This is a genomic window from Weissella cibaria (genome assembly GCF_004521965.1).
GTDB lineage: Bacteria > Bacillota > Bacilli > Lactobacillales > Lactobacillaceae > Weissella > Weissella cibaria_A.
Genome location: NZ_SDGK01000031.1, coordinates 1 through 20,231, shown reverse-complemented (window position 1 = coordinate 20,231; position 20,231 = coordinate 1). Strand labels below are relative to the sequence as shown.

The window sequence follows — 20,231 nt, the reverse complement described above, 5'->3', positions numbered from 1 at the left end:
GCATTTACGCTTGCATCCGTTATTCAGGATTCATTTCAATCAATAAGTCACCACCGGCCACAACTTCACCATCGGCCACATGCACAAATTTAACCGTGCCATCAAACGGCGCTTGTAACGTCGTTTCCATCTTCATAGCTTCTGTGACAATTAGCACATCCCCTTGCTTAACAGCTTGGCCATTCTCAACGTGAACAGACAAAACATTTCCAGCCATGGTTGCGCCAATTTCACTTGGGTTCGTTGGCTCAGCCTTACGTCGTTGCGCTGCTGTCACTTGGGCTGATTCATCTTGCACTGAAATCTCAACCGGTGTGCCATTCACAGCAAAGTACATCGTCCGTTGGCCATCCGGGTTGATATCACCAATTTGTTGCAATTGGAAAATCACTGTTTGACCCGGTGCCAACGCAACGTCGACCCGTTCACCCACTCGCATACCTTGGAAGAACGTTGGTGTATCTAATACGGTCATCGGACCAAACTTACCTTGGTTTGTCACATAATCCTTAAAGACTTGCGGATAAATGATGTATGAAATCACTTCTTCCGGTGTTGCGACGCGCCCTAAAATACCATCTACCGTGACCTGCATCGCATCAAAATCATCTGCTGGCGTTAATGACCCGGGCCGAACTGTCAAAGCTGGACGTCCCTTCAAAATCACCCGTTGCAAATCTGCCGGGAAGCCACCAACTGGTTGACCCAAGTTTCCAGCAAAAAAATCAACGACCGATTGTGGGAAGTCCATCGTCATCCCATCTGACAAAACCTTCTCCGGTGTCAAATCATTTTGAACCATGAATAGTGCCATGTCACCAACAACCTTTGATGATGGGGTTACCTTGATGATATCTCCAAACATTTGATTAACCGTTGCATACATTTGCTTCACATCATCCCAACGGTCACCTAATCGCAACGCTTGCGCTTGTTGCTGCAAGTTAGAATATTGACCACCTGGCATTTCAACTTCAAAGATATCCGTTTGTGCCCCAACCATCTTACTCATAAATTGACTATACTGTGGTCGGATTTCCGCCCAGTAATTATTAACGTGCTCAACTGCTGTCATATTCAACTCAGGTTGACGCTGATTACCGCTTAATGCGTAATACGTCGCACCCATCGAGGGCTGTGACATCGTCCCTGACAAGGCTGATTGCGCCACATCAATCACGTCGACGCCCGCATCAACAGCCCGGGCATACGTATAAACACCGTTACCCGTTGTATCGTGGGTGTGCAAATGAATTGGCATATCAACCGCATCCTTCAACGCACTCACTAATTCATAAGCAGCTTCCGGCTTCAACAAACCAGCCATGTCCTTAATCGCCAACATGTGCGCCCCAGTTGCCTGAATTTCCTTGGCAAATTGCACATAGTAATCCCGGGTATACTTTTTCCGGTTTGGGTCTAAGATGTCACCCGTGTACGCCATAGCGACTTCGGCAATCTTGTTATTGTCGCGCACATATTGAATGCTCTTCTCCATTTGTGGCAACCAATTCAAACTATCAAAAATACGGAACACATCCATCCCGTTTTGGGCGGCCAACTTAATGAATTCTTCTAAGACATTATCAGGGTAATTTTGATAACCAACTGCGTTTGACCCACGGAATAGCATTTGTGTTAACGTCCGCGGCATCTTTTCACGCAAAGCACGGAGACGTTCCCATGGGTCCTCACCCAAGAATCGGAACGCCGTATCAAACGTGGCACCTCCCCACATCTCGTTAGAGAACAAGTTTGGCATGGCTACCTGAGTCTCATCCGCAATTGCCAACATATCTTTTGTTCGCATCCGGGTAGCAAACAACGACTGGTGCGCATCACGCATTGTCGTATCCGTTAGCAATACCTTGTCTTGCCTCTTTACCCATTCAGCAACGGCATCAGGACCTTGTGCATCAAGAATATCCTTCGCCGTCACCAAATCAGTTGGTAAGACCAAATCAGTATTTGCTTTGAATTGTAGTGGCTCATGCAACTTGGGGTAGTCATAATCAACTCCTGGGAAGCCGTTGACCGTAATTTCACTGACATACTGAATCAATTTGCGGTCGTCTTGCTTTTCAATTGAAATATTGAAAAGTTCTGGGTGTTGATCGACGAACGTTGTTGGCGCATTGGCTGCTCGGAACAATGGGTGTGCATAGACCTTCTTCAAAAACGGAATATTTGTTTTAACCCCGCGAATCTCAAATTCATCCAACGCCCGACGCATCTTATCAACCGCTTCCGAGAACGTTGCCGCGTGTGAAATGACCTTAGTTAACAGAGAATCAAAGTACGGCGTAACCACTGATCCAACTTCCACACTACCCGAATCCAAACGAATCCCAGTTCCACCGGGTGAGCGATACCATTCAATGCGTCCTGAATCAGGCATAAATTGATTCATCGGATCTTCCGTCGTAATTCGTGATTGAATTGCCACACCCATTGCCTGCAAATCTGCCTGATGTGGGATTTGCAACGGATCATCGTGTAACCCAATGCCTTGGGCAATCAACAATTGCGACTTCACGATATCAACACCGGTAACCTCTTCCGTAACCGTGTGCTCAACTTGGACACGAGGATTCACTTCAATAAAGTAGAAATCATCCCCATCCACCAGGAATTCCACAGTTCCGGCACTTTGATAATCGACACTTTGCATTAAAGCAACCGCAGCAGCTTGAATTCGCGCACGCATGTCCTTTGAAACAGAAACTGCTGGGGCATATTCAATAATCTTTTGGTGACGTCGTTGAATTGATGAGTCACGCTCAAACAAGTGCATGACTTCCCCTTGTTCGTCGGCCAAGATTTGAATTTCGACGTGCTTAGGATCTTGCAAGTACTTCTCTAGGTAGACCTCTGACTTACCAAAGCTGACCTTAGCTTCCGATGCAGCACGTTCAAATGCTTCACGCAATTCTGCTTCATGATTAACCACACGCATCCCACGACCACCGCCACCGGCTGCTGATTTCACAAAGACGGGGAAGCCGTTTTCATGACCGAACGCAATTGCTTCCTCAAGTGTTTCAACCGGGTGGTCAGTCCCCGGCACTGTTGGAACACCCGCAGCAATCGCCGCTTGTTTCGCAAGAATCTTGTTACCAAAAATCTCCAAGTGCTTAACCTTTGGCCCAACGAACTTGACGCCAGCTGCTTCAACTTTAGCAGCAAACTCAGCATTTTCAGATAGGAACCCATAACCTGGGTGGATGGCATCTGCTCCCGTTTCCTTCGCAATTCGCAAAATATCATCAATATCTAAGTACGCTGCGATGGGGGCCTTGCCCTCCCCCACTTGATAGGCTTCATCAGCCCGGAAACGGTGCTTGGCAAATTCATCTTCCTTTGCAAAGATACCAACCGTTTGCATGCCCAATTCACTAGCTGCACGCATCAAACGGATAGCAATTTCACCACGATTTGCGACTAATAATTTTTTCATTCAATATCCCTCAACATCTTCACTTCATGAAGTTTGCCAGTGCATCAGCCGTCACGGCTTTCAACACCTCAGCTGAACGTTGCATTTGTGCTTGTTCAGCTGGTGATAAAGCTGCCGCAATGACGGTTTTTGCACCATCCCCGTTAATAACTGCCGGGCTACCAATGTACATATCTGACAAACCATACTGGCCACTCATCCATGCACTAACCGGTAACACCATGCTTTCATCTCGCAATATCGCACGGACAATGCGTGCCAAGGCTGTCACAACGCCATAAAACGTTGCTCCTTTGCGGCCAATAATGGCCACGCCTTTCTTTGTTGTTGCTTCCATTAATTCTACCAAGTCTTGGGCAGAATTTCCGTACTTTTTATTAAAGTCGTTTAATGATTGTCCGCCAATTCGCGCCTCATCAAAATTTGCAAACGCCGAATCACCGTGTTCGCCTAAGACTAAGACGTCAATTGCTGCTGGCGCCACACCATACTGTTCAGCCAACGCAACTTGTAACCGTGCGGTATCCAAAGCTGTCCCCGTCCCAATCACCCGATGTTCAGGAATACCCGAAAATTGTTTGACCGCTAACGTGATGATATCAACTGGGTTCGTCGCGACCACAAAGATACCTGCAAACCCTTCGGCCATGAAGTTATCGACAACCTGTTTCACAATCGTCAAGTTATTGTCAATCAACTCGAGACGTGTCTGTCCCGATTTACGGCCAACACCTTCTGTAATCACAACAATATCTGTATCAGCAACCACTTGATAAGTATGACCACCCGTCACTTTCTTTGGATACGTCCAAGGCGCCGCATCTTCTAAATCTAAGGCATCCCCGTGGCATAATCCTTCGCCACATCCACAATGGCTAACTCTTAAGCAATCCCTTGTTGCATCAACGCATAACTAAAGGCAGATCCAACCATACCGTCGCCAACTAGCACGACCCTTTGATGATGTTTTTGCGTCATCTTAAAATTCCTCTTTACCGAAAAGAGATGACCCAATTCTTGCGAACCGAGTCATCTCTTCTATTTTTTTCTGTTTAACTCAAACGAAGTGTCTTACCACATACCAAGCAACTTCATCCACAAACTACCAACACCAATCCAAATGACGATGTAAACCAAGCCCAAGATGAAGTTCATCCGCCACCATTCACCTTGCTTGACGTAACCAGCGCCGAACAAGATAGGTGCAGGACCTGAAGAATAGTGAGTCGTTGAGGCCATCAAGTTTCCGAAGAATCCAAGCATCAACGCTGCCAACAACGCTGGCACGTGAGCAGCAATTGCTACGGCCAGGAAGGCGGCGTACATAGCTGAAACGTGGGCCGTTGATGAGGCGAAGAAGTAGTGGCTATAGAAGTATGCGACAAGCAAAACAATCAACACTACGAACCAGTTCAAGCCACCCAAGCTAGCCCCGATGGTCTTTGACAACCAAGGGATGAAGCCTAGGGCATTCAATTGACTCGCCATCATGACCAAAACTGAGAACCAGAACAATGTGTTCCAAGCGCCAGTTTCCTGTAGAATGTCATTCCATGACAAGACACCAGCAATCAACAAGAAACCAATAACCAAGAACCCGGTTGTCGTTGAGTCAATCCCAATGAATGATCCCAAAATCCACAATGCCAAGGCAATGACGAAACCAACAATCATCATGATTTCTGGCTTCGAAATCTTACCCATTTCGTGCAACTCGCCGGCTGCCCAGTCCTTGGCATCTGGCGTTTCCTTAACTTCAGGGGCATACAACTTGTAGATTAAAAATGGCACGATAATCAATGACAAAATACCAGGCACCAAAGCTGCCAAGAACCAGTTCATCCAAGTAATATCAACACCTTGCTTTGCCGCAAAGGCTTGCGCAATTGGGTTACCCGCCATGGCCGTCAAGAACATTGCGGCCGTAATAGCGTTAGCGTGGAATTCCGTAAAAATCAAGAATGAACCAATCTTACGTTCCGTACCCTTTTCAGGATCAGAACCAAACGTTTGGGCCAATGACTTAATGATTGGGAACATCACCCCACCAGCACGGGCCGTATTTGAAGGCGTTCCAGGGGCAACCACCAAGTCAACTGCAGACAAAGCATATGCCAAACCTAGCGTCTTTTTACCAAAAGCTCGTACGAAGATTAACGCAATGCGACGTCCCAAACCAGTCTTGATAAACCCACGTGAAATGAAGAAGGCCATAACAATCAACCAAATTGAGCCATTTCCGAATCCCACGATAGCTGTGTCCATTGGGACCGTACCCGTCAACACAACCGCAACGAACCCTACCAGGGCGACACCACCAAGTGGCAATGGCTTAGTTACCAGCCCAACAATCGTGGCCACGAAAATCGCAAACATGTGCCACGCACTAATTGACATCCCGTCTGGGCGTACACCGGCCAAGAACCATAGTACTAACCCGACTACCAAAGGAGCAATGAATTTCTTATAATCCACTTTTTCCAAAGAATTCATGAGAAATTTCCTATCTATATTTTCTATGCTATTTTACAAACCAAGGACGTACTTAGCCGCTTGCTTACCAGCTTGACGGCCAAACACCACCGTTTCAGCAATTGAATTACCACCAATACGGTTATTACCGTGCAAACCACCCGTTACTTCACCGGCGGCATACAAGCCAGCCACTGGCTCGCCAGCTTCCGTCACAACCTCAGTTAACGTGTTGATTTTGATGCCACCCATCGTATAGTGGATAGCTGGCTTAATGTGAATGGCGTAGAATGGCGCCGTGGCAATACCACGATCCATTGCCGTGTTACGACCAAACTCTGCATCTTTACCAGCAGCTTGGGACTCATTCCACTTGGCAACGGTTGCAGCCAAGTTGTCAGCATCCAAGTTAGCCGTTTCTGCCAACTCAGTCAATGTTGCACCTTCCATCACCAAGCCCATGGCGTGATAGAAGTTAATGGCTGGGAACGCATCGCGAATACCTTGATCCAAAATCAACGTTGCCCCGTCTTCATGCAAATCGTTAATCGCAGCTGTCGCCTTATCACGCGTCGTCATTTCGTTCACGAAACGTTGACCAGCCCGGTTAACCAAGATGGCACCTTCACCACGTACACCTTCACCAATCAAGTACACGTGATCTGTATCTTGTTGCGCAGTTGGGTGAATTTGAATCTTGCTCATATCAACCAACGTACCACCAACGGCCGTCGCCAACTTCATCCCATCACCCGTTGCACCGGGGTGATTAGTTGTCTTCAAGTCCAACACTTCAGGTGCGTATTCAGCCAACATCTCCTTGTTTTGTGCGAAACCACCAGCCGCAATCAAAACTGCCTTGGCGTCAACCGTGCGCTCACCGATTTGGTCATGCTTAATCTTCAAACCAGTAATCTTGTCATCCGTCTTAACCAATTCCAAGACTTCAGTACCGGCAAATAACGGAATTTGCTTAAAGGCTAAGTGCTTTTGCAACCCCTTCACCAAGTATCCACCAACCGCTGACTTATCGCCAGGACGGTGCGCACGCTTTTGCGTCATACCACCAGTCGACGTTAAATCGGTTAAGTTGATGTTGTGGTTGTACAACCAATCAACGGCTGACTCAGAGTGCGTCACAAAGTACTGCAACAATTCCTTGTCATTGGCACCGCCACCACCTTTAAGCGTATCTTCATAGAATGATTCTTGTGAATCAATCACCCCATGATCAAGTTGGACAAACGTTTCAACCGCGTTCATTCCTGATGATGCACGATTTGAGTTACCACCAAGCGCTTCTAGCTTTTCAAAGATAGCAACCTTCAAGCCTAATTCTTGCGCTTGAATCGCAGCTGTCATACCAGCGGCACCTGAACCAATAACGACGAAATCGTAGCTATCTTGCAAGTCAGCAATATTTGCCTTGGGGAAAATAAACTTAGCCATGTTTTTACTCCTTATTTGAACGCTCAAGGTTCGTCATTGCCATGAAGTCCATCCACTCGTCATATTGTTCTTCAGTCAAATCACCTGACTCAAGCGCAGCGACCTTCAACGTCGTACCATTCTTGTCAGCAGCTTGTGCAATTTCAGCAGCGGCGTGGTAACCGATGTGTGGTGACAATGCCGTCACCGTCATCAATGAGTTATCCAACAATTCACGCATGCGAGCTGGCTTCACGTCCAAACCGTGAATCATACGATTGGCAAATCCCGTCATCGTACCAGCCATCAATTCAGCTGACTCCAAGAAGGCATCAATCATAACAGGCTTAAAGACATTCAACTCGAAGTTACCTTGGCTTGAGGCCATCGTAATCGTCGTATCGTTTCCGAAGACGCGCACAGCAGCCATCGTCAACGCTTCAACTTGGGTTGGGTTAACCTTACCTGGCATAATTGATGAACCCGGTTCGTTAGCTGGAATTGACAACTCACCATAACCACCACGAGGACCTGAAGCCAAGAAGCGGATGTCGTTTCCGATCTTCATCAAGTCGGCGGCCAATGACTTGAAGGCACCATGGACCGTGTTAATGGCCGTATGGTTAGCCAACCCGTAGAACTTGTTGCTCTCGGCCGTGAATGGGAAGCCGTAAACTTCTGAAACTGTCGCAGCGATTGCCTTACCCAATTCCGTGTTCGCGTTCAATCCAGTTCCAACCGCCGTACCACCCATTGCCAATTCGTACAATTGTGGGCGCAAAGCATCAATGTTTGCTTGGTTGTGCTTCAAAGCTGAAATGTAACCTGACAATTCTTGACCAAATGTCAATGGCGTTGCATCTTGTAAGTGAGTACGACCAACCTTGATTGTCTCCCAGAAGGCGTTTTGCTTAACACGCAATTCATCAATCAAGTGTGCCAATGACTTTTCAACGTTATCGACTGCTTCAACCGCCACAATGTGCATCGCCGTTGGGAAGATATCGTTTGATGATTGACCCATGTTCACGTGGTCGTTAGGCAAGATTTGCAACCCACTTTGTTCACTTGCCAAGTGGGCAACCACTTCGTTCGTGTTCATGTTTGTTTGCGTACCCGAACCCGTTTGGTAAACAGATAGTGGGAAGTCCTTACGCAATTCAACATTATCCAATTGCAACAAGCCATCGATCGTTGCCACGATAGCGTCGGCCATATCGGCGGCCAATGAACCGTTAGCCTTGTTAGCCATTGCAGCCGCGCGCTTGATGTTCAACAAAGCGCGGATGATTCCCAAAGGCATCCGTGCACCAGTTGGGAAGTTTTGCAATGAACGTTGTGTTTGGGCCATCCAAGCAGCCTCAACAGGCACTTGTACTTCACCAATTGCATCTGATTCAATACGAAATTCTTGTGACATAATATTTCTCCTCATTAATTAGAAGTTAAGGTCATTAATTGCCTCAACCATTTTCTGTTTTGTGATATTTTCAAAATCTGATAATTGATGATTACGCTTCTGAATCAAATAGATATAAAAATTAATCGGATCTCGGAGCGGTACCATCGCAATATCGCGACGACCGGCAACAGCCAACTTAATCATGATGCCAACACCATTACCTGCTGCAATCAATCCTTGCTCAGTCATCAGCTCATTCGTGATATACATATTGTCAATTTCATCATGCATATCATAACGACGGAGCTGATCAACGAGAACTTGGTGTTGCGTGAAGGCATCCCCCACGGAGATGAACCGTTCACCACGTAAGTCCTCAAACGATAAATAATCGCGAGTTGCTAGCGGATGATTAACTGGTAAGGCCACTACGTAGGAACTCTTCGTAATATAGGTACTGTCGTATTGCTTGCTGCGCTCTGGCGTTAAGCTACCAACAAATCCCATATCAACGCGTTCCTTATCCAGTAATTCGTACATGTCGCTGGAACCACTTTCTACCATGTGAATGGCATCAATCTCGTCAGTCCCCAAGCGCCTCATAATCGCTGGAAAAATAGTTGCACCAATAATTGGCGGTACACCCAGCCAAATCTTTTGTTGATTACTGATATCACTTTTAATGATTTCAGTCTCACGTAAAATTTGTTTACTGTGTTTATATAAGATTTGGCCCGCTTCAGTTAACACAACTGAACGTGTCCCGCGTTGGCGAATAATCAATGTCTCGCCCAACTCTTTTTCCAAACGCTGTAAGGCATTGGTAATCGAGGGTTGTGAGACGTATTTTTTCTGAGACGCTTTTGTAAACGTCTTTTCTTCAGCTAGCGTGACAAAATAATCTAAGTCATTTAATAACACGTGTGCTACCTCCGCAAATTATAACCTTCACAAATAATAGCATAGCCCCGAGTGCGGCAGAACCCATGCAGCGCATGGTTAAACGTTTTGCCAATTAAATTTGCTTATTTGTCTGACTTTCCGGCGTTAAATGCAGTCCGAATACCGCGGAATCCTTGAATGCGCGTAATGTCACCCGTGAATTGTAGCGTCCCGAGGAACGTGCCATCGATGTCGCGAATTGCGTAAAAATTAACATAGATTGTTTGCTCATTTTTAGGGAACCACTGTTCGAAATGATCAGCTGCTCCCTTGTGCAAATCGACCAGCATCATCGCAACGGCTTCTTGTTCTTCCTTCGCAAAAGTCGTCACGAATGGTTGTCCAAGTTGCTTTGTTGCGCGTGTATTCACACGTTGGTCATTATCTGAAAAATAAATCAAATTGTCGTCAGCATCTGCCAAATCTATCTCGAATGGCAGCACGCGCAACACTTGGCGCAACATGTGCAATGACAATTTTCCAGTTGGCAAGTTAATCAGACCTTGCTCATCAATCAGTGTCTTGTTATTTTCTAATTCAATTTGATCTGCCATTTGTTATGACTCCTTAAGATAAAAATCAGGGTTCGTTATTTTAAAATTATCCGGTCGAATGTTAACCAACTGAATGGATTTATCGCGATAAATAAAAATTGCACCAAACGAGTACTGGCCATCGATTGGACCATCATTGAAGAACAACCGGGTCGTCTCGATTTCACCATCAATTGATTCAGGTGAAATAACCGTGACACTAGCCAACTCATTATCATGTGGATAACCTGTTTCTGGATCAATGATGTGGTGATAAGTCTGCCCGTCCGCGACTAGGTGCCGTTCTGCCACCCCACTTGTCACGACCGAGGTTGCCTGTGTGGTAAGTAAACCTATCGTTTCACCATGTCGGACCAAGGGATCCCGGACACCAATGCGCCAGCGACCATCAGCTTTATGCGGGGCCGAATTCATTAAGACAATGTTGCCGCCAAAATTAATAATCGCAGCCAGGTGGCCCTGTGACCTTAAATAATCCTGCAATCGGTCCGCAATATATCCTTTCGCAATGGCACCTAAATCTAATTCCATCCCCGCCTGCGGTAGATAGACCGACATGCGCTCATCATCCAAGACAATCTCATCACTGCCAATTAATTCACGGCGCTGGGCAATTTCGACATCGCTAGGAACCCGCGCATCAGCAAAGCCAATGTGCCAAAGTTTTACTAACGGTCCAATTGCGGCATTAAACCCAAAATGCTGATTACTAACTGTCACCGCTCGTTTTACCAACTGATAAACTGCTGGTGACACCACTACCGGCGACTGACCAGCAGCATGATTGATAGCCATCACCGCCGACACTGAGCGATTTACCGTCAACAAATCCTCGTAATGGTTCACAAAGCGAATAGCATCATCGAGATATCGTTCATTATCCGTACCAAACAAAGTAATTTGATTGGTCGTGCCCATCGCCCGCCATGCTTTCGATATTTTAATCAAAACATAGAAGCTCCCGTAGTTGCATCTTCTTCATCGTCATCAACGGCCGCCCCTACTGTAACTGGCTGACTAGCAACAACATCATCCGTCAATGTCGTTTTTTCAATCCACCAACCATCACCTTGCTCGACCACTGGTGTATCCGCATCAGGTGAGATAACCATTGGCACGGCATCCACATCTAGTCCCGAACCTGGCATCACCTTTTCGAGATTGGCATAACCCAACTTAACAGATTCCACAACACCTTCACCCGCAACTGTTGGCGCAGCGCCACTCGTACGGTCGAACGCCATGGCGCGCATTGGTTGCAATGACTTAGCAAAGACCATAAAGTTTTGGAAAATCGTTTCCAAAAATGAAATCGTCCGGGCATCCGTCATGTCATCAGTCTTAATATCAATATTTGTGGCCGCTGGTCCAACCAAAAATTGATTACCTGGTAACACAAACGCATCAATTCCTGGTGCATCCATAATTTGTCGTAAATGCTCTTGCGCATTATTCGTTCCCTGGCGGCCAAGTGATGCCCCGACAATCATGACGGGCAAATTCGTGAATGGGTGTAAGTCACCATAACTCATCCACTCAACGAATGATTTCAATGCTGCCGTAATCGAGTGATCATACTCAGGCGTTGAGATGATAGCCCCATCTGACGCGGCGATTTGCCGTGCAATTTCAGCAATTCGCACTGGCGTTTCAGCATCTTCGCTAAATAGCGGTAAATCTGCAATCTCCACAATCTCAATATTTGCTTGGGCATTGAAATGCTTCTTCATAAACCAAAGTAAACTTCGGTTATATGACTTACGAGCATTCGTACCAACAATAGCTACATAATTCATTGCTCTTCCTCAAAAACTCTCAACTAGTTCTTTGTTTCACATAATTTATCTATGAGTTAATTAAACGACACAACTAACAGTTTGGTCAAAACTTCACAAATTTGATTTTAGTTAACAAACGCCTTTAAATAAACTTTTCAGCTTGTATATATCGCAAATGAAAATAATTATAACTTTCGCTTATAATTGTATTTTCATGCTCATTTGTGAACTTTATCCGTTTTTAAGGTGAAGAATTTAGTAGTCGTCCAGATTACTTCGCCGTAGCAAAAAAGCGCAAATCCGTTGACTGTGTCAGCAACAGATTTGCGCTTTAAGAAATTAGTAGTGCTTATTAAATTAACGCCACCACTCGTCAAATACCGTGACCGATGATTGACGCTTGTGTTCCGTCGTGGTGAAAAGCTTTTCAATTTGGATGGCATCCTTTTCAGCAACATCCTTACCCTCAAGGTAATCATCGATAGCATCGTAGGTAACACCCAAGGCGATTTCATCAGGCAAAGCTGGGCGATCTTCTTCAAGATCAGCCGTTGGCGTCTTTTGGTACAAATGTTCTGGGGCACCCAAGTAGGCCAAAATTTGACGACCTTGGCGCTTATTCAAACGGTACAACGGTGTAATATCCGCTGCGCCATCCCCAAACTTTGTGTAGAACCCAGCCAACGCTTCAGCCGCGTGGTCCGTACCGACAACGACACCATGCATTGCGCCGGACACACCATATTGGGCAATCATGCGTTCACGAGCCTTGATATTCCCTTTATTGAAGTCGCTGATTGCAATACCTGCTTCAACCAATTGGTTCGTCATCCCCACAACGGCGTCTTCAATGTTGACCCGTACCGTTTGGTCAGCTTGTTGCCAGGCGATTGAATCCAAGGCATCTTGTTCGTCAGCTTGGGCATTGTATGGCAAACGCATCGCCACAAACTTGTAGCTGTCATCCCCGGTTTCAGCCCGTAGCTCTTCAGCAGCAGTTTGTGACATCTTACCGGCCAACGTTGAATCTTGCCCACCTGAAATCCCCAAAACCAGTGTCTTCATACCCGTCTTCTTAAGGTAGTCCTTCAACAATTCAACTGAACGACGGAATTCCGTTTCTGGATCAATCGTGGCTTGAACGCCTAATGTATCAATAATATGCTTTTGTAACTCACGCATGCGATTTATTGCTCCTTAATCTTTATCGTACTCTTTTGCAACTTCAGAGACGTACTCACGCATCTCCTTAATCAAGTTCATCTTGTGGTGCCAAGCCGCTTGTGATAAGTCAACAGGATACTCTTGTGGGTTCAAATCACGACGGTACTCTGACCACAATGACTCAATGTGCTCAGCCGTATAGTTGCGAATGTCATCTAAGGCTGGTAAGTCATACGCTAATTTGCCATCAACAATGATGTCATGTAAAATTGGTCGCGCCGTATAATCCACAACCGTTTTATTCAAATAAGGATAACTTGGGTGGAACATGTATAGGCCTTCTGGCAAATCACGTGGATTCTCATCCCACAACGCGATGTAATCACCTTGTGACTTACCATCTGAATTCCGTGTAATGCGCCAAACTTGCTTCTTACCTGGGTTTGAAATTTTCTCAGCAGTACCCGAAATCTTGATTGTATCGACCATCTCACCGGCTTCGTTTTCAATCGACACAACCTTATAAACGCCACCCAATGCTGGCTGATCATAGGCCGTAATCAGTTTGGTTCCGATGCCCCAAGTATCAATCTTGGCGCCTTGCAGTTTCAAGCTCGTAATCGTCTCTTCATCCAAATCATTTGATGCAACAATCTTAGCATCTGGGAAACCTGCTTCATCCAGCATTTTGCGGACGCCCTTAGAGACATAAGCCAAGTCTCCTGAATCGATACGCACGCCGATGAAGTTTATCTTATCGCCCATTTCCTTAGCCACACGAATAGCTGAAGGCACCCCTGAACGTAACGTATCATAAGTATCAACCAAAAAGACCACGTCCTTGTGGGTTTCAGCGTAGGCCTTAAACGCTTCGTAGTCATTTCGGTAAACCTGTACCAAACTGTGCGCGTGCGTTCCTGAAATTGGAATACCAAACAGCTTACCAGCCCGCACATTTGATGTAGCGTTAAAGCCACCAATGTAAGCTGCGCGTGTCCCCCACAAAGCAGCGTCCATTTCCTGTGCACGGCGCGTACCAAACTCCAATAGTGGTTGATCACCGACTACTGACCGAATGCGTGACGCCTTGGTTGCAATTAACGTTTGGTAATTAACAATGTTAAGTAGGGGTGTCTCAACGAGTTGCGCATCAAACACGCTACCTTCAACTTGAATAATTGGTTCATTATTGAAAACGACTTCACCTTCATGAGGCGCGCGCACTGTGGCCTTAAATTGCCAAGTTGCTAGGTAATCCATGAAGTCTTCATCAAACTCACCCGTTGAGCGCAGATAAGCAATATCACTTTCTGAAAAATGCAAGCCTCGCAAATAGTCAACGATTCGCTCCAAACCGGCAAAAACCGCGTAGCCATTTTTAAATGGCATGTTGCGGAAAAACATCTCATAAACAGCCTTACGCTCGTGAATGCCCTTCTTGAAGTAAGTTTGCATCATTGATAATTGGTATGCATCAGTATGGAGGGCCATACTATCATCTGGAAATTCCAGTGTCATGACGTTCTGTCTCCTAATTTTCATTCATTAACTGTTATTCTACCACAACCAGTTGTTAACATTGGACGCCTAAAAAACACCTTTCTTTGCGTAAGTGTTAAACTATCGGTTGGAATTATTTTATCATCTAAATAAGTAGAAAGCAGGTAAAAATACTAATGGCAGAACAAAAATTCGCATATAAGGAGTCATTACGTGTGGGGATGTTACTGGCCGGAACCGCTGGGTACATCGACTCCTACACCTTTGCCTTTCACGACAATCGATTCGCTAGCTTCCAAAGTGGTAACTTGTTGCAATTTGGGATTAACACTGCTTCAGGTCACTGGCACCAAGCGAGCCTCTTTTTCTGGCCTGTCATCGCCTTCCTATTTGGGGCGATGCTAAACCAATTAATCAAGAAGTATTCCTTCCGCACACAGATACAATGGGAAGCCCGCTCCGTCCTTATTGAAATGTTTGGTGTGCTCTTGGTAACCATCTTGGAGATGACCCACGTACCGACAGAACTCGTCCTCAGTATCTTGGCCATCTTTATGGCAATGCAGGCCGATACTTTTGGTAAATTGCGGGGGATGCCCTACGCCACCGTCTTGAGTACTGGTAATTTGAAGACCTTTGGCGCTACGTTAGGTAGTGGTCTTCTCAACCACGATAAGGCCCAATTTGTGAAGACGCGGAATGTTGGCTTAGTCATCACCGCCTTTCTAATCGCCGCCATTGTTGCACATTACGTGGGCTTGATCATTGGGCCTTGGACCATGTTTGGTGCCCCGATCATGCTGCTGTTCGTTTGGTTATTCGTGCGCCAGGATGACTCAGGCAAAAAGTAACCCTAAAAGTATTGACATGATTATGAGAATCGTTTAACATACAAATCAAGCATTTCAAGTTAACAAACAAGTTGAGCAGGAAAGTAAATTACTTAAAGCATCTAAGAGAGACAACGTTCGGTGGAAGTTGTTATGTGGCGAGTAATTGAAAATGGCCTGTGATTGGCGTTGGTGAGCAGCAAGTCTGTAAGCGGACGACGGGTTGGTCTACGTTACAAGACACACGAATCGGCAAAGCATCATATCGCTCACTGCCCGCTCGTTGTTAAGTTTCAGAAGAGTAATTTTCTGGATAAATGTAGAATGGTAACACGAAGACTCGTTTCTATCTGGCTGTCAATTGGACGGCCTGACGGAAACGGGTCTTTTTTGTTTCCTAGCCACCGAACGCTATGCTATAACTTAATGCAATGAACAAGTAATACTAAAAAGTTTTTATCGGGAGACATGACTTATGAAGAAGTTATTTACTTATGGGGTAGCCGTTGCTGCTACCGCTTTGACGGCCTCAGTTATTTTGCCAGTCGCAGCCGCTAGTGCTGATTCAAAGACCGTAACGGTTGGTATCGTTGGTACTTCAGATGCTGACCTCTGGAAGGAAGTCGCAAAGACTGCCAAGAAGAAGTATGGCATCACATTGAAGACCAAGGTCTTTACGGACTACAATCAGCCTAACAAGGCCGTTGCCGATGGCACATTGGACTTGAATGCCTTCCAACACTACTACTTCCTGGAAAACTGGAACAAGTCAAACAAGAACGGCGTTAAGGCGATTGGTAAGACGTTTATCACTCCTATTCGTTTGTACTCTGAGAAGTACAAGTCTGTGAAGAAGTTTAAGAAGGGGGATGCTATTGCCGTTCCGAACGATGCGACAAATGAAGCCCGTGCCTTGGTTTTGCTACAATCAGCTGGTTTGATTACCTTGAAGAAGGGTGTTGATATGCCAACGGTTAAGGACATTAAGTCAAACAAGTTGAAGTTGGCTATCAAGGAAGTCGCAGCCGATCAAGCACCTTCGTCATTGAAGTCTGTTGAAGGCGCTGTTATTAACACGAATTACGCCCAACAAGCTAAGCTGAAGTTAAGCTCAGCAATCTACGTCGAGCCGGTTAACAAGGATTCAAAGAAGTGGATCAACATCATTGCTGCTTCTAAGAAGCATGCCAACAAGAAGATTTACAAGGAAGTTGTAAAGGCTTATCAAACAAAGACTACGAAGCAATACTTGAAGAAGACTTGGGGTCAAGCTGAATTGCCAGCTTGGGACATTACGTTGAAGTAATCATCACCCACATAGACAATCCAACTGCCAGGCTATTTTAGTCTGGCAGTTATACATAACGGAGATATAAGGAGAAGATTCATGGCAGTTATTTCATTAACAGACATTAACGTCACTTTTAAGCAAAAAAATCGCGAAATCGTGGCCGTACAAAACGAATCAATCACAATTGAAAAAGGCGATATTTACGGTATTGTTGGTTACTCTGGAGCTGGTAAGTCAACACTTGTCCGCACCATCAACCTCTTGCAACGACCAACATCTGGTAGCGTCCTTGTTAACGGCACTGAAATGACCACACTTAAGCCAGCGCAACTACGTGAGGAGCGTAAGAAGATTGGAATGATCTTCCAACACTTTAACTTGATGAGTGAATTGACCGTCTTTGGGAACGTTGCGCAACCATTAAAGCACGCCAAAATGAGCAAGGCTGACATGGCAAAGAAGGTTAATGACCTTCTTGAATTGGTTGGCCTGTCAGATCGCGCTGGTAACTACCCTGCCCAATTGTCTGGTGGACAAAAGCAACGTGTTGCCATCGCCCGCGCCTTGGCAAATGACCCTGAAATTCTAATTTCTGACGAAGCGACATCTGCTTTGGATCCTAAGACAACAAACCAAATCCTAGCGCTATTGAAGAAACTAAACCAAGAACTTGGTTTAACAATCGTTTTGATTACACACGAGATGCAAGCCGTTAAGGAAGCGGCCAACAAGGTGGCGGTCATGGAAAACGGGGTCATCATCGAACGTGGCTCATTATTGGAAATCTTTACGAACCCACAGAAGCAATTGACCAAGGATTTTATCAACACGGCAACAAACCGTGATGAAGCCCTTGAAAAGGTGACTGAGCTGCTCGAAGAACAAACTTTGGCTGATGATGAAGAATTGTTGCAATTTAACTATGTTGGTGCCGATACAGCCCAACCACTGTTATCAACGATTTACGCTGATTACGGTGTCACAACCAACCTGTTGTACTCAAACATGGAAATTCTAACCAAGACACCGGTTGGTTTGGCAATTGCTATCTTCAAGGGAACTGAGTCACAACGTGCAACGGCAAAGGCAAGCTTTGCTGATCACGGTGTTCAAATTCAAGAATTACACGTGGGAGGACCATACTAATGGCTGATTGGATACAACAAAACTTACCTAACGTTTACTCACTTGGCTGGGGTGGTGATTTTGGCTGGGGAATCGCTATATGGCAAACCATTTTCATGACAGTCGGATCTGCCATCATTGGTGGTTTGATTGGTCTACTCTTCGGCACTGGTTTGGTGCTAACGGCGGATGATGGTATTACACCAAACCGACCACTCTTCCAAAGTTTGGATAAGGTTGTCTCAGTTGGACGTGCCATTCCATTTATCATCATGGTGGTCGCCTTCTCACCTTTGACCCAGTTGATTGTCGGCACAACAATCGGAACAACAGCGGCCTTGGTGCCATTGTCATTGGGTGTTTTCCCCTTCTACGCACGTCAAGTCCAAGTCGCCTTGCTTGGTGTTGATGCTGGTAAAGTTGAAGCTGCGCGCTCATTTGGTGCGACAAATTGGGACATCATTACTGACGTCTACCTACGTGAAGGCCGTTCTGAATTAATCCGTGTGTCTACAGTCACATTGATTAGTCTGGTCGGTTTAACAGCCATGGCCGGTGCCATCGGTGCTGGTGGTTTGGGAACAACCGCAATCGTGACTGGATACCAACGTTTCCAAAACGACGTGATGTGGCTAGCAACGATTTTGATTCTACTTTTGATCGTCTTGATTCAATTCATTGGTGATTTCTTCGCCAAGCGTGCACACCACGGTTAATTAACTAAAAACACAAAAGACCTTCGCAGCTAATAATTGCAGCGAAGGTCTTTTTTCTGTTATTCAGTTAGCGTGATCGCAACTTAACCGGCTAGTCTACTTTATTAACGCCTAACAGTGTTCCAGCGATCTTTAAATCACCAAGTGCGTCAATAGCTGTATTAGGTACGATAACCGTGTTAGCAGGGCTCTTAGCCACATCACGGAAAGCATCAATATTTTGGGCAGTTAAATAATTGGCATCAACCTGACTCAAAATCTCATTGGCCTTCTGAATACGATAAGCCTCCGCATCCGCAGCCAAGCGAACCGCCTTCGCGTCGGCTTCAGCAGTTGCAACTAGCGCATCATTCTTAGCTTTCGTTGTGAGTTCAATTGAACGTGCTTCACCTTGTGCTCGTGCGATGGCAGCCTCACGTTCACGGGTTGCATTAATTTGCTTATTCATCGACTCTTGGATTTCTGGTGTTGGTTGAATTGTATCAATGTTAATACGATCCACATTTACGCCATAGGCATCCGTAATCGACCCCAATTCGCGACTCAACGCAGCGTTAATCCGTTCTGTCCCGTTCAACACATCATTCAAATCCATCGTACCAATAATCCCACGTAGATGTGCACGTGATTGCTGAATCATTGACTTCACAGAGTCCGCATTCTCAAATGTAAACTTGTATGGATTTGTGACGTGGTAATTCAACGATAGTGAAATAATGACTTCAGCATTATCCTGCGAAATAACACTTTGTTCACTTAGTCGAATTGGTACCTGAGCAAGATCAACACGATCAACATGCGTGATAACGGGCACAACGAGATGCAACCCTGGTTCAATTTGTTTTTGATATTTACCAAGCACAGAAACCATACCAACCATATTTTGGGGAATAATCCGAACCCCGGTAAATAAAATCACCCCAATAATTAATACAACGATAATTGCTAAAATACTAAATGCTATCATCACCCATGTCTCCTTTTTGTACGATTAATTGGTTACCAACAATGCTTGCCACATAGACCACATCGCCAATAGATAATGGTCCATCACTCTGAAGTTGATAATAAATACCATTCACTCGTAACATACCGACATCATAATTATCATGGTCTAACACAAATGTTTGATGAAGCAACCGCTGATCGAAATTATAACTCACTATCAGTCCCCCGCGATGATACTTTTTCTAGAATCAATGTCTCACCAACAACTCGAACGACGCGAACTGTATCCCCCATCTGAACCCCATCCAAGCAACGGTATTGATAACTTTGCCCATTGACTGTAATTTTGTTATTTGTAAAATTACCTGGCGTTAAATGGATCGTCATTCGAAAAATAATATCATCTAATTGTAATGCCATAATATGGTACCCCCATCTCATTTATTACACTCAGTATAGACTTTTCATAACGAAAAATAAATAAAGATGCCTTAGTCCTGAATAGTGCCTCATTATCATCTACAGAGATCACAAGAAGCCCTGTTCAGTTTAAGAACAGGGTTTCTGATTCTACAATTTTTGGTACTGATGACCACTCGCTAGCGCGATTGGTTGTTGGTACCT

Annotated in this window: 17 protein-coding genes, 1 pseudogene and 1 other annotated feature; of the genes and pseudogenes, 4 read left to right on the top strand and 14 right to left on the bottom strand. The window is 45.4% G+C overall.

Annotation, left to right across the window (positions count from 1 at the left end; translation table 11 throughout):
• Window positions 1-19: 19 nt before the first annotated feature.
• The 11 genes and pseudogenes from EST42_RS04555 to EST42_RS04505 all read right to left on the bottom strand — a co-directional run bounded on the left by EST42_RS04555 (window position 20) and on the right by EST42_RS04505 (window position 14,715).
• The gene (locus EST42_RS04555) at window positions 20-3,457 is read right to left on the bottom strand and encodes a pyruvate carboxylase (protein ID WP_134644413.1); all 3,438 of its coding nucleotides are present in this window, start codon (window positions 3,455-3,457) and stop codon (window positions 20-22) included.
• A 19-nt stretch (window positions 3,458-3,476) separates the two neighbouring features.
• Window positions 3,477-4,435 (bottom strand): annotated as a pseudogene (locus EST42_RS04550) (L-lactate dehydrogenase).
• 93 nt (window positions 4,436-4,528) lie between these two features.
• A complete protein-coding gene (locus EST42_RS04545; protein ID WP_134644412.1) occupies window positions 4,529-5,950 on the bottom strand; it encodes an anion permease in 1,422 nt (473 codons plus the stop codon).
• A 33-nt stretch (window positions 5,951-5,983) separates the two neighbouring features.
• Entirely contained in the window at window positions 5,984-7,378 is a 1,395-nt protein-coding gene (locus tag EST42_RS04540) for a flavocytochrome c (RefSeq protein ID WP_134644411.1), read from the bottom strand.
• A 4-nt stretch (window positions 7,379-7,382) separates the two neighbouring features.
• Complete coding sequence (locus EST42_RS04535; protein WP_134644410.1) at window positions 7,383-8,777, bottom strand: class II fumarate hydratase; 1,395 nt, start codon at window positions 8,775-8,777, stop codon at window positions 7,383-7,385.
• Window positions 8,778-8,795: 18 nt separating this feature from the next.
• Window positions 8,796-9,680 (bottom strand): LysR family transcriptional regulator, encoded by an 885-nt coding sequence (locus EST42_RS04530; RefSeq protein ID WP_134644409.1) that lies wholly within the window; start codon window positions 9,678-9,680, stop codon window positions 8,796-8,798.
• A gap of 104 nt (window positions 9,681-9,784) precedes the next feature.
• Complete coding sequence (locus EST42_RS04525) at window positions 9,785-10,255, bottom strand: PAS domain-containing protein (RefSeq protein ID WP_134644408.1); 471 nt, start codon at window positions 10,253-10,255, stop codon at window positions 9,785-9,787.
• A 3-nt stretch (window positions 10,256-10,258) separates the two neighbouring features.
• Window positions 10,259-11,203, bottom strand: a complete 945-nt coding sequence (locus tag EST42_RS04520; RefSeq protein WP_245150377.1) for an FAD:protein FMN transferase — start codon at window positions 11,201-11,203, stop codon at window positions 10,259-10,261.
• Entirely contained in the window at window positions 11,200-12,051 is an 852-nt protein-coding gene (locus EST42_RS04515) for an NADPH-dependent FMN reductase (protein WP_134644407.1), read from the bottom strand. The genes EST42_RS04520 and EST42_RS04515 overlap by 4 nt, the downstream gene beginning before the upstream one ends.
• Window positions 12,052-12,390: 339 nt before the next feature.
• On the bottom strand, window positions 12,391-13,215 hold the full coding sequence (nadE, locus tag EST42_RS04510; protein ID WP_134644406.1) for an ammonia-dependent NAD(+) synthetase: 825 nt from the start codon (window positions 13,213-13,215) through the stop codon (window positions 12,391-12,393).
• 15 nt (window positions 13,216-13,230) lie between these two features.
• On the bottom strand, window positions 13,231-14,715 hold the full coding sequence (locus tag EST42_RS04505) for a nicotinate phosphoribosyltransferase (protein ID WP_134644405.1): 1,485 nt from the start codon (window positions 14,713-14,715) through the stop codon (window positions 13,231-13,233).
• A gap of 158 nt (window positions 14,716-14,873) precedes the next feature.
• Between EST42_RS04505 and EST42_RS04500 the strand changes: the two genes are divergently transcribed.
• The 4 genes from EST42_RS04500 (at window position 14,874) to EST42_RS04485 (ending at window position 18,659) form a co-directional block, all read left to right on the top strand.
• Window positions 14,874-15,548, top strand: coding sequence for a YoaK family protein (locus EST42_RS04500; RefSeq protein WP_134644404.1), 675 nt, complete (start codon window positions 14,874-14,876; stop codon window positions 15,546-15,548).
• Window positions 15,549-15,610: 62 nt separating this feature from the next.
• Window positions 15,611-15,878 (top strand) — a binding site (T-box leader).
• Between the two features lie 124 nt (window positions 15,879-16,002).
• Complete coding sequence (locus EST42_RS04495; RefSeq protein ID WP_134644403.1) at window positions 16,003-16,833, top strand: MetQ/NlpA family ABC transporter substrate-binding protein; 831 nt, start codon at window positions 16,003-16,005, stop codon at window positions 16,831-16,833.
• A gap of 81 nt (window positions 16,834-16,914) precedes the next feature.
• A complete protein-coding gene (locus EST42_RS04490) occupies window positions 16,915-17,964 on the top strand; it encodes a methionine ABC transporter ATP-binding protein (protein ID WP_134644402.1) in 1,050 nt (349 codons plus the stop codon).
• Window positions 17,964-18,659: a methionine ABC transporter permease gene (locus tag EST42_RS04485; RefSeq protein ID WP_134644401.1), complete on the top strand. Its 696-nt coding sequence runs from the start codon at window positions 17,964-17,966 to the stop codon at window positions 18,657-18,659. Before EST42_RS04490 ends, EST42_RS04485 begins: the two co-directional genes overlap by 1 nt.
• Window positions 18,660-18,750: 91 nt before the next feature.
• On the opposite strand, the gene EST42_RS04480 is transcribed toward EST42_RS04485, so the two are convergent.
• The 3 genes from EST42_RS04480 to EST42_RS04470 are packed head-to-tail and all read right to left on the bottom strand — an operon-like array spanning window position 18,751 to window position 20,027.
• Window positions 18,751-19,626, bottom strand: a complete 876-nt coding sequence (locus tag EST42_RS04480; protein ID WP_134644400.1) for an SPFH domain-containing protein — start codon at window positions 19,624-19,626, stop codon at window positions 18,751-18,753.
• On the bottom strand, window positions 19,613-19,822 hold the full coding sequence (locus EST42_RS04475; RefSeq protein ID WP_134644399.1) for an NfeD family protein: 210 nt from the start codon (window positions 19,820-19,822) through the stop codon (window positions 19,613-19,615). The genes EST42_RS04480 and EST42_RS04475 overlap by 14 nt, the downstream gene beginning before the upstream one ends.
• Window positions 19,812-20,027: an NfeD family protein gene (locus EST42_RS04470; protein WP_134644398.1), complete on the bottom strand. Its 216-nt coding sequence runs from the start codon at window positions 20,025-20,027 to the stop codon at window positions 19,812-19,814. Before EST42_RS04470 ends, EST42_RS04475 begins: the two co-directional genes overlap by 11 nt.
• Window positions 20,028-20,231: the final 204 nt, after the last annotated feature.